The organism is Thiobacillus sp. (assembly GCF_030696885.1).
In the GTDB taxonomy this organism is placed as follows: domain Bacteria; phylum Pseudomonadota; class Gammaproteobacteria; order Burkholderiales; family Thiobacillaceae; genus Thiobacillus.
On sequence record NZ_JAUYRI010000020.1, the window covers coordinates 25,855 to 39,485 of the forward strand.

Consider the following 13,631-nt stretch of genomic DNA (forward strand, 5'->3'; position numbering starts at 1 on the left):
GACGCGGTCTCAAGCCGGACGCACCGCGCCCAGGATCGCACCGCGCGCGCGCAAGTCGTCGAGCAGGGCGCCGCCGGCCTGCAGGATAAGCCCCGGATCGGGATGGCGGCTTTCGGCCGCGATCTGTTCCAGCGCGGCGCGACCGGTCAGCGTGCCCGGTTCCAGTAGCGTTAGCAGGCGCGCGGTAAAAGCGTTGATCTCGCTGAACTGAACGGTGTCCCCGGCGTCGCGAAACACCAGCAGATGGGTTTCTGCCGGCTGCACCTTGCGGCGCGGCGCGATGCGATGCACTGGCCAGTCGTAGCGCAGATTGGCCAGTACCGGATTCAACAACGGCACGCCGTCAAGCAGGTCGCCCGCCGGGTCGAACGCGCGGTCTGCGCTGCGGGTCGACACCGACTGCACCAGCTCGATCCATTCGTAATGCGCCAGCGCCAGCAGATAGGGCGGCATGTCCTCGGGCGCGGTCCATTCGTTCTGCAGGAACTGGATGAACTCGTCCGGAATCTGGCGAAAGTAGGGCGTATGGCTGCGATGGGTGCTGAAAAATGCGCGCACCAGCCGCGCCCATTTGCGTGCTCCCAGAACCTGCCGCAGCACCGGAAAACAGCTCAGCAAAAAGCCCTCGATGTTGTTGTACAACAGGCCGTTGTAGATGTTCATCCGCCGCGCTTCGACGCCGGCCGGGCGCGGGTGCGCCTTCGGGTCGCGGATGTGCGCGGTGAAGGCGAACTGGTAACGCTGGAATTCAGGAGGCGCGGACGTTGTGTTCATGGCGTGTGAATGCGGCCTGGATGCGCGCGATGTGCTCGACCTCGCGGGTGAGCTCGTCCAGCGGCGGAATGTTGAAGTCGCGCTCCAGCAGCGTCGGCGCAACGCCGTGGATGCGGTAGGTCTGGTCGAGCAGCGCCCACACCGGATCGATCACGTCGGCGCCGTGGGTGTCGACCAGCAGGTCCGGGGCCTCGACGTAATGCCCGGCCACGTGCAGGTAGACGATGCGCTCGCTCGGCAGCGCGCGGATGAAATCGAGCGGATCGTAGCGGTGGTTGACGCTGTTGACGTAGACGTTGTTGACGTCCAGATGCAGGTCGCAGCGGGCTTCGTCGAGCACGGCGCGAATGAAGGCGAGCTCGTCCATTTCGGCAATCGGCGCGGCCGTGTAGTACGACGCGTTTTCGATCGCGATGCGGCGATCGAGAATGTCCTGCGCGCGGCGGATGCGGCGAGCGACGTGTTTCACCGCCTCTTCCGTGAAGGGAATCGGTAGCAGATCGTACAGATGCCCGTCGTCCGAGCAGTACGACAGATGTTCGGTATAGAGCTGGATGCCGTGGGCATCCATGAATTGCCGCGTCTTCTTCAGCAGCATTTCGTCGAGTGGCGCAGGGCCGCCGAGCGACAGCGACAAACCGTGGCAGACGAAGGGATAGCGCTCGGTAAAGCCGCGCAGGTCGCGGCCATAGGCGCCGCCCATGTCGATCCAGTTTTCCGGAGCGATCTCGAAAAAATCGATGGCGTCGGGAACCCGGGTTTTCAGCGCAGGTATGAGTTCGCGCCGAAACCCGAGCCCCGCGCCGGACAGGCGCAGGGGGGTCATCAGACTGGCAGCTTACTGCGCGGCCTCCGGCGCGGCGGCCGGCTTCTTGGTCGCGCCGCACTTGCCTTCACCGCACTTGCCGTCTTTCATCTTGGCCTTGTTGCCGCATTTGCCTTCACCGCACTTGCCATCCTTCATTTTGGCGGCGCCACCGCATTTGCCGTCCATGGGCTTGGCGCCGGCCTTGGCGCCACATTTGCCTTCGGCCGGCTTGGCTGCACCGTGGTTGTCGGCGACCTGGTAGCCCGAGGACAGACCAGTCAGGGCGAAAGGATTTTCAGCGGCCGCGGCGATGGGGGCGGCGGCCATGCTGGCGACGAAAGCGGAGCCCACAGCGGTGGCGATCAGGGTTTTCTTGGACATGGTATTTCTCTCCTAACAAAATTTAACGAGGGACCAAATTACCGGACGATTCCGGATTGTTGCAAAAGGCTCACGAGCCGAGCTTTTTCTGCAATTCGCTTGCGATGCGCTGCCGGGCTTCGGGTGTCAGCCCGTTAGCATCATCGTTGGCCGCAGCTTCTTCACGAAACAGACGGCGCATTTCCTGCAGTTGCTGGCTGAATCGGGCGCAGTTCTTGCAGATCGCAAGGTGTAGTCGCAAGGCCATGCGATTGGAAAGCGGCAGCCGTTGGTCCATGGCGCGCGAGGCAAGTTCGGTTGCTTCCCTGCATGTCGCCATCCAATTCATACGGCACCCACTTTCGAAAACCCGTTCAACTCAAGGCATTGACGCATGAACAATCGTGCGCGATGCAGCAGTACCCAGCAGTTCGTCGGCGTGATATTCAATTCCTTACAGATTTCTTCGGTTTCCATGCCGGCCACCTCGCGCAGGCTGAACACCTGGGCCATGACCGGCTTCAGGCGGTCGGCGCAGTCGTCGAGCACGCGCCGCAACTGGCCCAGTTCCGCCTCTGCGTGCGGATTGCCCCAGGGGCGCAGCGGCTCGGCCCAGTGGCCGTCCTGCACGAACAGCAGGTCGATCGCCTCTTCACCGTCCTCGTCGCGCGGGATTTCCACCTCGCGCACATTGCGGCGGATCAGGTCGACGATCTTGTGCTTGAGGATGCCGGTGAGCCAGGTGCGCGGGCTGGCGTCGCCAGCGTAGCGGGCCTGCGCCGACAGCGCCGCCAGCAGGGTTTCCTGGACCGCGTCCTCGGCCAGTTCGTCCGAATGCAGCTGGCGGCGCGCCACACGGAACAGATAATCGCCGTGATCGGTCAGCCAGGTGTGCGCGTCGAGCGTGTTCATCGGGGGTCCTTTTTTTCGGCTTGCGGGCACTTTAGGGGCAGTTCGCAAAACCGACAACTGCGGCTCTTGAAATGCGCCGCGCACCCCCCAGATCGGTTGCATCGACATTCGTCAACCTGAAGGAGGACATGATGGCCCATATCACCTACGACCCGCGTGCAATGACTGACCCGCTGGACGCGCTGTTCCGGGGCTTCTTACACCCGGTCCGCATGGACACAGAAGTGCCGCAGATCCGCATGGACGTGAAGGAAAACGAGGGCGGCTATGCCGTCCACGCCGATATCCCGGGGGTCGACAAGGATGACATCCACGTCTCCATCGACGGCAACACGGTGGCAATCAGCGCCGAAGTGAAGAAGAGCACCGAGCAGAAGGATGGCGAGACCGTGCTGCGGCGCGAACGCGCTTTCGGCCGGGTCAGCCGCAGTTTCGCGCTGGAGCACGAGGTGGACGAGGCGTCCGCCACTGCCCGCTATCGCGACGGCGTGCTGGAGCTGGTGCTGCCGAAGAAGGCCGCTGCCGCGGCCAGGCGGCTGGCCGTGCAGTAAGCACGATCCGGCCGGCAGTAAAAGGCGGCCGCGCGCCGCCTTTTTTATTGGCGTAAAATTCGCGCAATCGTGTCCGGAGCCGCCATGCCTTCACCCCATACCGCCGCCGAAAAAGCCCATATCCTGTCCGAGGCGCTGCCGTATATCCAGCGTTTCTACGACAAGACCATCGTCATCAAGTACGGCGGCAACGCCATGACCGAGCGCCACCTGATGGAGGCCTTTGCCAAGGACGTGGTGCTGTTGAAGCTGGTGGGGATGAACCCTGTGGTGGTACACGGCGGCGGCCCGCAGATCGCCAATCTGCTGAAGAAAATCGGCAAGCAGTCCGACTTCATCCAGGGCATGCGCGTCACTGACGAGGAAACGCTCGACGTCGTCGAGATGGTGCTCGGCGGCCTGGTCAACCAGGATATCGTGACGCTGATCAACAAGCACGGCGGCAAGGCGGTGGGGTTGACCGGCAAGGACGGCAACTTCATCCACGCCAAGAAAATGCTGGTCGCAAGCCCGGAAGAGCTCGGCAAATTCGTTGACATTGGTCAGGTGGGCGAGATCACCAGCATCGACCCGAGGATCATCCAGCTGTTGGACTCGGGCGACTTCATCCCGGTGGTCGCGCCGCTCGGCACCGACAAGGAAGGCAACGCCTACAACATTAATGCCGATGTCGCAGCAGGCAAGCTGGCGGGCGTGCTGAAAGCGGAGAAAGTCATTTTCATGACCAACACGCCGGGCGTGCTCGACAAGCAGATGCAGCTGCTGACCGGGATCACCCCGCGCGAGGTCGACGAACTGATCGCCGACGGCACCATCTCCGGCGGCATGATTCCCAAGGTGGGCTATGCGGTCGACGCGGTGCACAGCGGCGTCAAAACCGCGCACATCATCGACGGCCGGGTCGAGCATGCGCTGCTGCTGGAAATCCTGACGCCGGAAGGCGTGGGCACGCTGGTCAAACGAGCCTAGCCACACCCTGACCCCTGTATGCGCTACTGGCTAATGAAATCCGAACCGAGCGATGTCAGCATCGACGATCTCGCTGCCATGCCCGGGCAAAGCGTCGCCTGGTACGGCGTGCGCAACTATCAGGCGCGCAATTTCATGCGCGACCAGATGAAGCCCGGCGACAAGGTGTTGTTCTACCATTCGTCGTGCGCCGAGCCGGGCATCGCCGGGCTGGCCGAGGTGAGCGTGCTGGCGTATCCGGATGCGACCCAGTTCGATCCCAAGAACAAATACTTCGATCCCAAGGCAACAGCGGAAACGCCGCGCTGGTTCAACGTCGACGTCAAGCTGGTGAAGAAGACACGGCTGATGCCGCTGTCCGAAATCCGCAGCCATCCCGAACTCGCCAACATGCGCATCCTGCAGAAGGGCAACCGCCTGTCGATCACCCCGGTCGACCCGGCCGAGTATCAATTCATCGTCAAGCAGCTCTAGATGCCCGAGCTCGCCCCGGCGCTGCTGGCAGCCTACATCGGCCTGGGCCTGGTGGTCGGCTTCGTCGCTGGCCTGCTCGGGGTCGGTGGCGGCCTCATCATCGTGCCGGTGCTGATCATGCTGCTGCACGCGCAGGGCCTGGCTGCCGGCATGGAACCGCAGCTGGCGCTTGGTACTTCGCTTGCGTCGATTCTTTTCACTTCGCTGTCCAGCGTGCGTGCGCACCACCGTCATGGCGCTGTCGAATGGCCGCTGGTGTGGCGCATCACGCCCGGCATCCTGCTCGGTACGCTGGCGGGCGCCTTGTTTGCCGCGCAGATGCCGGCGCTGGTACTGAAAGTTTTTTTTATTGCCTTCCTGTTTTATGCCGCTGCCCAGATGTGGCTCGACTTCAAGCCGGCCCCGCACCGTGCGCTGCCAGGACGCATCGGGACCACGCTGGCAGGCGGCGTGATCGGCGCGGTGTCGAGCTGGGTCGGCATCGGCGGCGGCACGCTGTCGGTGCCGTTCATGTTGTGGCACAACGTGACGCTGCATCGCGCGATCGCCACATCCGCCGCAATCGGCTTTCCGATCGCGATCGCCGGTGCGGTCGGTTATGTACTGGGCGGATGGAATACAGCGGGTCTGCCGCCCGGCAGTGCTGGCTTCGTCTACCTGCCGGCGCTCGCCGGCATCGTGATCGGCAGCGTGTTCACCGCGCCGCTCGGCGCGCGCACCGCGCACCGCCTGCCGGTGCGGCCGCTGAAGCGGATATTTGCACTGCTGCTGGTGACGCTGGCGCTGCGCATGGTATGGACGTTCCAGAATTGAGCTTGATAGCCTATATGTGGAGAGCGTGAGGCATGCACTCCACTAAATGTGGGGGATATGTGACAGTAATGATTGCGTGCTTGAGCCGCCACGCGGCGCGCGTTAGTCTTTCGACACATGCTGAAAATTCGTCGCATGGCTGATCATCAACTCCGTGGAGAATCACATGGCGCACTTACAGGCAGTTCGGACTTCGCTGCAACCGCAGCAAAACACATTCACCCAATTGACCACGTATTTCGATGCGCACAACCAGATTTCCTGGGGCTACATGCACGCGGAGCCGCGCCCTTGTTTCACGCCGACCTTGCTGCAGGAGTTGCTGGCGTGGTGCCATGAAATTGCCGGACAGATCGACGACCCTGATCAGCCTGATGTGCGTTACATGGTGACGGCGTCGTCCCATCCGGGGGTGTTCAATTACGGCGGCGATCTCAACCGTTTTGCCGAGTTGATCGTGTCGGGCGAGCGCGACCGTCTCGCGCAGTACGCCCAGGCGTGCATCGAGCCGCTGTATCTGTATGCGGTGCATCTGAACCGGCCCGGTCTGAAGTCCATTTCGCTGGTGCAGGGCGACGCGCTGGGCGGCGGATTTGAATGTGCGCTGTCCGGCAATGTGCTGATCGCCGAACGGGGTTGCAAGCTTGGATTTCCTGAAATCCTGTTCAACCTGTTTCCGGGCATGGGCGCATTGAGCCTGCTGGGGCGCCGGGTGGGCTATCAGAAGGCAGAGCAGATCATTCTCAGCGGGCGTCTGTACCTTGCCGAGGAGTTGCACGAAATGGGCGTGGTGGACGTGCTGGCCGAGCCGGGAGAGGGCGAGTGGGCGGTACACGATTACATTCGGCGTGAAACCCGTTCGCGCAATGGCGCATTGGCCCTGCGCAGTGCGCGCGACGAAATCCAGCCCATTTCGTACGGGGAGCTGATGCGCATTACCGATATCTGGGTCGATGCCGCCCTGCGTCTGGAAGCGAAGGACATCCGCATGATGGAGCGTCTGGTGAGCCGCCAAACGGGCAAGGCGGAAGCCGTGCCGGCAACACCCGCAGCCACGACCGCATCACAGAAGTTCAGCGCTTAGCTTGCGGGCCTGATAGGCCATCAGGGCGGCCTGCGTGGCCGTCAGGGCCGTCTGCACCGCGTGCAGACGGTCATGGGCCAGCTGGCTGGTGAACTCGAAGGGCTTGACGCGCTCGGCGTCGGCGCATTGTTGCGCCAGCTGGTGGGCGCCGATGTCGCGGGCGCCGCCTTTCAACATGTGGAGCTGGTCGTTCCACAGGCCGTAATCCTGGGTGGACAGGGCGTGTTCGATGTCCTGCACGGCACGCCGGCTGTCTTCCTCGAAACTCGTCAGCAGGTCTTCCACTAGGGTGTTTCCTCCCATCAGCGCCAATTCGTCGAGAACCGACTCGTCCAGCCCGTCGGCATGACGGACCTCGCGCGCGGCGGCGACGCCCGTCTGGGTTTGTTGCCCGGCGAGGCGTCCGATCAGCTCTGCAAGTTCACGGCCGTTGACGGGCTTGGTGAGGAAGGCGTCGACGCCAGCCGCCTCGCATGCCGCCTGGGCTTCGACGCGCGCGTCGGCCGTGAGCATGATGACGGGCAGATGCCCTTTTTCCATGAAGCGCCAGCGCTTGACCACTTCCGGTCCCGACAACTGCGGCATATGCATGTCGACGATGGCGAGCTGGTAGGCGGGCTCGCCGGCTTCGAGCATGGCCAGGGCCTCTTCGCCGTCACGCGCGAGATGGACGGTATGCCCGCTGTGTTCGAGCAAGCCACGTATGACGCGCTGGTTGACCGGGTTGTCTTCGGCCACCAGGATGCGCAGCCCGAATCCGCCCTGCGCCTGCAGGTGCTGGGCCATCGACACCACATTGGGCGGCATCTCGTGGCTGACTGCAGCATGAATGGCGTTGAACAGCAGCGTGGCGTTGACGGGCGTGCGCAACACCGCGGCATAACCTTCGCGTTCCAGCGCCTGGTCACGCAACGGTGTGCTGGCGTCGGATTCGATCAGGATGAGGGGCAGCGTAGAAAGGCCGGGGTCGTCACGCAGCCGATGCAACAACGCGACCGGATCGTCCGACAGCGCGCTACGTTCCACCACGACCGCGCCCAGCGGCGTGCCGCCCGAGAGGTCGGTCGACAGCTCGGCCGCCAGACGGACGGTGTTGCCCACCCGCATGGATTCGGCGCCCCAGCCGTGGATCATGGTTTGCAAACGGATCGACAATTCACCCGAGGCAAGAATGGCGACCCGCATGGGCGCTTCGAATTGCGCTTCGGGCGGCGCAAGCTCGTCGGCAGTCTGTAACGCGAACGGCAGTTCGAACCAGAACGTCGTGCCTTCGCCTTCGCGGCTGTGCAGGCCGATTTGTCCGCCCATGGTTTCCACCAGCTGGCGGGCGATGGTGGTGCCCAGGCCGCTACCGCCGAACCGGCGGGTGATGGAGGGATCGGCCTGGGTGAAACTGTCGAAAATCCGGGCCTGCGCGGCTTCCGGAATGCCGATGCCAGTGTCGACGATCTCAAAGCGCAGGCGTTGCGGCTGATGGCTCTGCCCGATGGGGCGCACATAGACGTCGACCCGGCCGCTTTCGGTGAACTTGATGGCATTGCCGATCAGGTTGATCAGGATCTGGCGCAAATGCCGCGCGTCGCCATGCAGATTGAAAGGCGTCTGTGGCGCGATATGCGGTGACAGCCCCAGTCCCTTGCCCCGCGCCTGATGTTCCATCATCGAGACGGTGCCGTTGACCAGCCGGTGGAGGTCGAAATTCTCACTTTCGGTGAGGATGCGCCCGGCCTCGATGCGGGAAATGTCGAGCACGCTCTCGATCAGGTCCAGCAGGGTATTGGCCGATGCGCGGATGATCCGGGTGAGTTCTTTCTGCTCCTTGTCCAGTCGGGTTTCCGACAGCAGGTCGGATACGCCGATGACGCCGTTCAGCGGCGTGCGAAGCTCGTGGCTCATGTTGGCAAGAAAATTCGACTTAGCCTGGTTGGCTTCGTTGGCGCGCCTGATCGCCGAATGCAGCTGGCGCATCAGGGCGGCGGCATACAGTGGGACGATGATCATGGTGAACATGATGCCCGTGCCCAGTGCCAGCTGCGTTTGCCAGAAGGGATTGAAAACCAGCACCGCGCCAAATCCCACAGTGGTGAGCGCCGTGGAAAAATACAGATACGGCACACCGTATCGGAAGCCGTTGCCGAGCGTGACCCAGAGGTAGACGCCCACCAGTGGTGCAGAGGTTTCTCCGCCAATCAGCAGCAGGAAGGATGCGGTCGAAAAATCCACCACGGCCCCAAAGATACGTCGTGGCGGCGATGCCTGCAGGCTGATCAGGGTGCCGGCCAGGATGAGCGTGGCAGTCGACAGGAAAAACAGCGCGACGAAGTGAATGCTGGAGTAGATGTACTCGGGGTGTTCCACCCAGCTCGAGCTGAAATAGAAGTAGGAAACGACGCCGATGACAAAACGGATCAGCGCCTGCTGAAACTCGGTGTCTGGCCGCGCACGTATATGCGCCCTCAGGCGCTGAACGAAAGCGGGTAGCGGCAGCCTCGCCATCATGCGCTTACGGCGTCAGCGGGGCGTGTCGCCCAGTTCCCGCATGATCGCGGCGACGGCGTCGATGCGCAGTTCGAATGCGCGCACGCAGGCGGGATCGAAGTGCCGGCCACTTTCGGACTGAAGGTAGGCGAGCGCGTCCTGGAACGACCACGCACCCTTGTAGGGCCGGTTCGAGGTGAGGGCGTCGAACACGTCGGCCACCGCCACGATGCGCGCGGGCAGCGGGATGTCTTCGCCGGCGAGCCCCTGTGGGTAGCCGCTGCCGTCGAATTTCTCGTGATGGCCGAGCGCGATCACCGCGCCCATCTGAAGATAGCGTGAAGGGCTGTCGGACAGGATTTCATGGCCAATCTGCGGATGGCGCCGCATGACGACCTGTTCATCCGGAGTGTGACGGCCGGGCTTCAGCAGGATGTGGTCGGGGATGCCGATCTTGCCGATGTCGTGCATCGGCGAGGCCGCCTCGATTTCGTCGCATTCCATCGCGGTGAGCTTGAGCTCCTCGGCGATCAGGCGGGCGTAGCGGGACATCCGAATGATGTGGTTGCCGGTTTCCTCGTCGCGGTATTCGCCTGCCTTGGCCAGCTTCATCAGGGTTTCGCGTTCGCGCAGGCGCACCGCGCGGGTGGCCTGCATGACCTGCTCTTCCAGCCACTGCGCGCGGTCGGCCACCACTTTCTGGCTGCGTCGCAGCGTCAGCAGGTTGAGACAGCGCGCACGGCATTCCAGCGGGTCGATCGGGCGGGTGAGAAAGTCGGTGGCGCCGTTTTCCAGTGCCTGGTAGCGCACCTGGCGGTCTTCCACCACGGTGACGATGATCAGCGGCACGTCGGACAGACGGCGTTCGGCGCGGACACGGCGGGTGAATTCGATGCCGTCCATGCCGGGCATGCGGTAGTCGGTGATGATCAGGTCCGGCGTCTCGACCTGCATGTGCGCCAGCGCTTCCAGCGGGTCGGCAAAGCTGCTGACCACCACCCCGGGCTCCAGCGTGCGTGCCAGGCCTTCGAGCAGGCTGCGCGCGGTGCTGCGGTCGTCGACAATGACCACCCGCGCGCCGCCACGCGGCCGCGCGTCCCCTGTCGGGGTGCTGGGCAAGTCGGGAGGCACGATGCGCAAGGGTGTGGAGGCCATGATGTATTCTCTGCCGTGAACGGTTGGTTATTGTGCCGTTTTGATTAATGTATCGGGTGGTGGATCGTTTACTTTAATGCGCTGGAGACAAAACATGAAGAAAAACATGTTGTTGGCTTGGGTCACGGGTCTGGTTGCGGTGCTGGGTTTGAGCGTGCCCGCCGCCGCGTCCGATTACGCCCGTGAAAAGAAATGGGCCGATGAAGTGGTGCCGGGGCTGGTGGTGGGCGATCCGGTCTATCTTCAGACACCGCGCGGGCACCATAAATTCCTGACCCTGTTCACCCCCGTGGAGGGCACCGACAAGGCCGCCATTGTCGTGCACGGTCTCGGCATCCACCCCGACTGGGGCATGGTCGGCACCCTGCGTACCGATCTGGCCGACCGCGGCTTCACCACGTTGTCGATCCAGATGCCGATCCTGGCGGCTGACGCCCGGGGCGAGCAATACCCGCCGACATTTCCCGAGGCGGCCGAACGCATCGGCGAGGCGGTCGCGTTTCTGAAAGGCAAGGGCTACACGCAGATTGCGATCGTCTCCCACAGCATGGGCTCGCGCATGAGCCTGGTGTACCTGTCGGGCAAGCCCGACCCTGCGGTCAAGGCGTGGGCCAGTCTGGGCATCTCGGTGGGCGACTACAAGGCCCTGAAGCTGCCGGTGCTGGACCTGTACGGCGACAACGACCTGCCGCCGGTGCTGGCCAATGCGGGCAAGCGCAAGCAAAGTTTGTCGGCCGCGGGTTCAAAGCAGGTGGTGGTGGCGCGCGCCGACCACTTTTTCACCGGGCGCGAGGGTGAAATGGTGGCGGCAGTGGCCGACTTCCTGAACGTGACGCTGAAATAAGCCGGCCGTTTGTCGCAGCCAGCAAAAAGCCCCGCCGAAGCGGGGCTTTTTGCTGGGCGGGTGCCCGGGTTGTTTACACCGCCTCCAGCTTGCGCATGCCGGCGGGCAGCAGCTTGAAGTCGACCAGCGCGGTGACGAGCGCCTTGAAGAAGGTCGCGTCGGCTTCGTACACCAGCTTGTAGTACTGGATTTTCATGGTAAGGGCGCTGCCGAGTACGATGGCAAGGAAGGTGAGGATGGAACCCAGCGCCAGCGTCGAGAAGCCGGTGACCGCCTGGCCGATGGTGCAGCCCATCGCCAGCACACCGCCGAAGCCCATCAGCACGGCGCCGATGAAATGGTTGCCGAAGTCGCGCCCGGACGCGAACCACTCGATGCGGAAGCTGCGCGAGATCAGCGCCCACAGCAGCGAGCCGAGGATCACGCCCGCCAGCGCCATGATGCCGAAAGTGAGCAGGGTGCGGTCGAAGCCGTTGGCGGCGTAGCCCAGCGTCTGGCCCATCGGGTTGATGAAGGTGAAGGACTGCGAGGCCAGTGCAGCGGTGGAGGCGGGCTTGACCGCGTCGCTCGGCGCATACAGTTCCCAGTCCTGGGCGTAGGACTGCAGCGTCATCATGTCGCCTTCGGCGTTGATGTTGATGTTGCTGGTGATGTACCAGGCACCGAGCACCGCGAGGCCGACCACCAGACCGCCGAGGATGTTGTCGAAGCTGCCGCGGAATTCGGCCGACTTGAACGCCCAGATCAGCAACAGGCCGCCGATGAGGCCTCCCATCACCATGCGGCCGGTGGCGGCGTTGTCGCCAAACAGCATGGCACCGAGATCCTGGTTGGTGGATAGCGACACCGAGGTCGGGTTGGTCCACGAGTAGAACAGCGTCGAATACAGGGTCTTGTCGCTGCCGGGGAAGGGGTTGATCATGAAGTAAGCAATTACCGCGATGATCAGCAGCACCATGACCGACTTGAGGTTGCCGCCGCCGACGCGGATCAGGGTCTTGTTGCCGCACCCGGAGGCGAGCACCATGCCGATGCCGAACAGCAGGCCGCCGAGCACGTTTTCGAGCCAGACAAGATTGGTCTGGCGGTAGGGCGGGAAAGTGCTGGTGACGTTCACCATACCGGCTGCTTCGAGGCCCATCACGCCCAGCACGCCGACGGCAATGGCCAGCACCCAGGCGCGCATGCGGCCGGTATCGCCCATGTTGACCCAGTCGGACACCGCGCCCATGGTGCAAAAATTGGTTTTGTTGGCCACCGCGCCCAGGATCAGGGCGATGGCAAAGGTCGACCACAGGAAAAACGACTGGGCGCTGGCAAAATCTTCGTAAATCATGACTGTACTCTCTGGTCTGGGATGGGGAGGCGGCGCCAGGCGCGCGTCCGGAGGAAGCGCGGCATTATAGCGCTTTTCCCTTGAATAACAATGGCATGCGTGCGACAGAGACCGGTTCATTCATGCTGTTTACGCATGCGCCGGTTTGTGTTTAGCCGGGGGGGCGGACGCCGGTTCAACCCAGCAGGCGCGTCATCGCTTCGCGGTATTTCTCGCTGGTTTGGGCAACGATTTCCGCGGGCAGTTCCGGTCCCGGCGCCTGTTTGTTCCAGCCGCTGGCTTCGAGCCAGTCGCGCACGAACTGCTTGTCGAAGCTGGGCGGGTTGCTGCCCGGGCGGTACTGGTCGGCCGGCCAGAAGCGCGACGAATCGGGGGTTAGCGCCTCATCGATCCACACCAGCCGGCCCTTTTCATCCAGTCCGAATTCGAACTTGGTGTCGGCGATGATGATGCCGCGTGTGAGCGCATACTCTGCAGCAGCCTTGTACAGGGCAAGGCTGACGTCGCGCACCTGCTGGGCCAGTTCCATTCCGATCAACCCGGCCATCTGCTCGAACGCAATGTTTTCATCGTGCGCGCCGACCGCTGCCTTGGTCGATGGCGTGAAGATCGGTACGGGCAGGCGATCGGCCTGTTTCAAGCCGGCGGGCAGCGCGATGCCGCACACCGACTGGCTGGTCTGGTATTCCTTCCAGCCTGAACCGACCAGATAGCCGCGCACGATCGCCTCGACCGGCAGCGCTTTCAGCTTTTTCACCACGATGGCGCGGCCGATCACCTGGTCGCGCTCGGTGTCGAGAACGACGGTTTCCGGCGCGATGTCGAGCGCCTGGCTCGGCACGATGGCTTTGAGCTTGTCGAACCAGAAAGCCGACACCTGCGTCAGCACTTGGCCCTTGCCGGGAATCGGGGTTGGCATCACGACGTCGAAGGCCGACAGCCGATCGGTGGTCACGATCAAGAGCTTGTCGTCGCCGACGGCATAGATGTCGCGCACCTTGCCCTTGTGGACCCGCGGCAGGGAAGCAATGCGCGATTCGAGAAGCGGTTGGCCGGGGCGGGACGCAGACATG

At 63.3% G+C, this 13,631-nt stretch carries 15 protein-coding genes; 6 read left to right on the forward strand and 9 right to left on the reverse strand.

Features of this window, described 5'->3' with window-relative positions; all coding sequences use genetic code 11:
* Positions 1 to 9 precede the first annotated feature (9 nt).
* The 5 genes from Q8R61_RS10205 to Q8R61_RS10225 form a co-directional block, all read right to left on the reverse strand.
* A complete protein-coding gene (locus Q8R61_RS10205) occupies positions 10 to 774 on the reverse strand; it encodes a DUF2063 domain-containing protein (protein ID WP_305536846.1) in 765 nt (254 codons plus the stop codon).
* Entirely contained in the window at positions 749 to 1,600 is an 852-nt protein-coding gene (locus Q8R61_RS10210) for a DUF692 domain-containing protein (protein WP_305536848.1), read from the reverse strand. Before Q8R61_RS10210 ends, Q8R61_RS10205 begins: the two co-directional genes overlap by 26 nt.
* Before the next feature lie 12 nt (positions 1,601 to 1,612).
* The gene (locus Q8R61_RS10215; protein WP_305536850.1) at positions 1,613 to 1,963 is read right to left on the reverse strand and encodes a hypothetical protein; all 351 of its coding nucleotides are present in this window, start codon (positions 1,961 to 1,963) and stop codon (positions 1,613 to 1,615) included.
* A gap of 70 nt (positions 1,964 to 2,033) precedes the next feature.
* Positions 2,034 to 2,291, reverse strand: coding sequence for a zf-HC2 domain-containing protein (locus Q8R61_RS10220; protein ID WP_371133599.1), 258 nt, complete (start codon positions 2,289 to 2,291; stop codon positions 2,034 to 2,036).
* Positions 2,288 to 2,854, reverse strand: coding sequence for a sigma-70 family RNA polymerase sigma factor (locus tag Q8R61_RS10225; RefSeq protein ID WP_305536852.1), 567 nt, complete (start codon positions 2,852 to 2,854; stop codon positions 2,288 to 2,290). The genes Q8R61_RS10220 and Q8R61_RS10225 overlap by 4 nt, the downstream gene beginning before the upstream one ends.
* 131 nt (positions 2,855 to 2,985) lie before the next feature.
* On the opposite strand from Q8R61_RS10225, the gene Q8R61_RS10230 reads away from it, so the two are divergent.
* The 5 genes from Q8R61_RS10230 to Q8R61_RS10250 all read left to right on the forward strand — a co-directional run bounded on the left by Q8R61_RS10230 (position 2,986) and on the right by Q8R61_RS10250 (position 6,745).
* Positions 2,986 to 3,405 carry an Hsp20/alpha crystallin family protein gene (locus Q8R61_RS10230; protein WP_305536854.1) on the forward strand — a complete coding sequence of 140 codons (420 nt, stop codon included), beginning with the start codon at positions 2,986 to 2,988 and terminating at the stop codon, positions 3,403 to 3,405.
* Between the two features lie 84 nt (positions 3,406 to 3,489).
* Entirely contained in the window at positions 3,490 to 4,374 is an 885-nt protein-coding gene (gene argB, locus Q8R61_RS10235; protein WP_305536856.1) for an acetylglutamate kinase, read from the forward strand.
* 18 nt (positions 4,375 to 4,392) lie between these two features.
* Complete coding sequence (locus Q8R61_RS10240) at positions 4,393 to 4,848, forward strand: EVE domain-containing protein (RefSeq protein WP_305536858.1); 456 nt, start codon at positions 4,393 to 4,395, stop codon at positions 4,846 to 4,848.
* Positions 4,849 to 5,661, forward strand: coding sequence for a sulfite exporter TauE/SafE family protein (locus Q8R61_RS10245; RefSeq protein WP_305536860.1), 813 nt, complete (start codon positions 4,849 to 4,851; stop codon positions 5,659 to 5,661).
* A gap of 166 nt (positions 5,662 to 5,827) precedes the next feature.
* Positions 5,828 to 6,745 carry a crotonase/enoyl-CoA hydratase family protein gene (locus Q8R61_RS10250; RefSeq protein ID WP_305536862.1) on the forward strand — a complete coding sequence of 306 codons (918 nt, stop codon included), beginning with the start codon at positions 5,828 to 5,830 and terminating at the stop codon, positions 6,743 to 6,745.
* Here Q8R61_RS10250 and Q8R61_RS10255 read toward each other — a convergent pair.
* Positions 6,725 to 9,244, reverse strand: a complete 2,520-nt coding sequence (locus tag Q8R61_RS10255) for an ATP-binding protein (protein ID WP_305536864.1) — start codon at positions 9,242 to 9,244, stop codon at positions 6,725 to 6,727. The genes Q8R61_RS10250 and Q8R61_RS10255 overlap by 21 nt on opposite strands.
* Before the next feature lie 12 nt (positions 9,245 to 9,256).
* Positions 9,257 to 10,378 carry an HD domain-containing phosphohydrolase gene (locus Q8R61_RS10260; RefSeq protein ID WP_305536866.1) on the reverse strand — a complete coding sequence of 374 codons (1,122 nt, stop codon included), beginning with the start codon at positions 10,376 to 10,378 and terminating at the stop codon, positions 9,257 to 9,259.
* 94 nt (positions 10,379 to 10,472) lie between these two features.
* On the opposite strand from Q8R61_RS10260, the gene Q8R61_RS10265 reads away from it, so the two are divergent.
* Positions 10,473 to 11,222 carry a DUF3530 family protein gene (locus Q8R61_RS10265; RefSeq protein ID WP_305536868.1) on the forward strand — a complete coding sequence of 250 codons (750 nt, stop codon included), beginning with the start codon at positions 10,473 to 10,475 and terminating at the stop codon, positions 11,220 to 11,222.
* A 73-nt stretch (positions 11,223 to 11,295) separates the two neighbouring features.
* Here Q8R61_RS10265 and Q8R61_RS10270 read toward each other — a convergent pair whose 3' ends face one another.
* Positions 11,296 to 12,558 (reverse strand): YeeE/YedE family protein, encoded by a 1,263-nt coding sequence (locus Q8R61_RS10270; RefSeq protein WP_305536870.1) that lies wholly within the window; start codon positions 12,556 to 12,558, stop codon positions 11,296 to 11,298.
* Positions 12,559 to 12,733: 175 nt separating this feature from the next.
* The gene (locus Q8R61_RS10275) at positions 12,734 to 13,630 is read right to left on the reverse strand and encodes a phosphoribosylaminoimidazolesuccinocarboxamide synthase (RefSeq protein ID WP_305537012.1); all 897 of its coding nucleotides are present in this window, start codon (positions 13,628 to 13,630) and stop codon (positions 12,734 to 12,736) included.
* Position 13,631: the final 1 nt, after the last annotated feature.

What these genes read in the sequence shown, in the direction of transcription:
- Q8R61_RS10205 (WP_305536846.1), bottom strand. Translation starts at nt 774, where the DNA reads ATGAACACAACGTCCGCGCCTCCTGAATTCCAGCGTTACCAGTTCGCC.
- Q8R61_RS10210 (WP_305536848.1), bottom strand. Translation starts at nt 1,600, where the DNA reads ATGACCCCCCTGCGCCTGTCCGGCGCGGGGCTCGGGTTTCGGCGCGAA.
- Q8R61_RS10215 (WP_305536850.1), bottom strand. Translation starts at nt 1,963, where the DNA reads ATGTCCAAGAAAACCCTGATCGCCACCGCTGTGGGCTCCGCTTTCGTC.
- Q8R61_RS10220 (WP_371133599.1), bottom strand. Translation starts at nt 2,291, where the DNA reads ATGAATTGGATGGCGACATGCAGGGAAGCAACCGAACTTGCCTCGCGC.
- Q8R61_RS10225 (WP_305536852.1), bottom strand. Translation starts at nt 2,854, where the DNA reads ATGAACACGCTCGACGCGCACACCTGGCTGACCGATCACGGCGATTAT.
- Q8R61_RS10230 (WP_305536854.1), top strand. Translation starts at nt 2,986, where the DNA reads ATGGCCCATATCACCTACGACCCGCGTGCAATGACTGACCCGCTGGAC.
- argB (WP_305536856.1), top strand. Translation starts at nt 3,490, where the DNA reads ATGCCTTCACCCCATACCGCCGCCGAAAAAGCCCATATCCTGTCCGAG.
- Q8R61_RS10240 (WP_305536858.1), top strand. Translation starts at nt 4,393, where the DNA reads ATGCGCTACTGGCTAATGAAATCCGAACCGAGCGATGTCAGCATCGAC.
- Q8R61_RS10245 (WP_305536860.1), top strand. Translation starts at nt 4,849, where the DNA reads ATGCCCGAGCTCGCCCCGGCGCTGCTGGCAGCCTACATCGGCCTGGGC.
- Q8R61_RS10250 (WP_305536862.1), top strand. Translation starts at nt 5,828, where the DNA reads ATGGCGCACTTACAGGCAGTTCGGACTTCGCTGCAACCGCAGCAAAAC.
- Q8R61_RS10255 (WP_305536864.1), bottom strand. Translation starts at nt 9,244, where the DNA reads ATGATGGCGAGGCTGCCGCTACCCGCTTTCGTTCAGCGCCTGAGGGCG.
- Q8R61_RS10260 (WP_305536866.1), bottom strand. Translation starts at nt 10,378, where the DNA reads ATGGCCTCCACACCCTTGCGCATCGTGCCTCCCGACTTGCCCAGCACC.
- Q8R61_RS10265 (WP_305536868.1), top strand. Translation starts at nt 10,473, where the DNA reads ATGAAGAAAAACATGTTGTTGGCTTGGGTCACGGGTCTGGTTGCGGTG.
- Q8R61_RS10270 (WP_305536870.1), bottom strand. Translation starts at nt 12,558, where the DNA reads ATGATTTACGAAGATTTTGCCAGCGCCCAGTCGTTTTTCCTGTGGTCG.
- Q8R61_RS10275 (WP_305537012.1), bottom strand. Translation starts at nt 13,630, where the DNA reads ATGTCTGCGTCCCGCCCCGGCCAACCGCTTCTCGAATCGCGCATTGCT.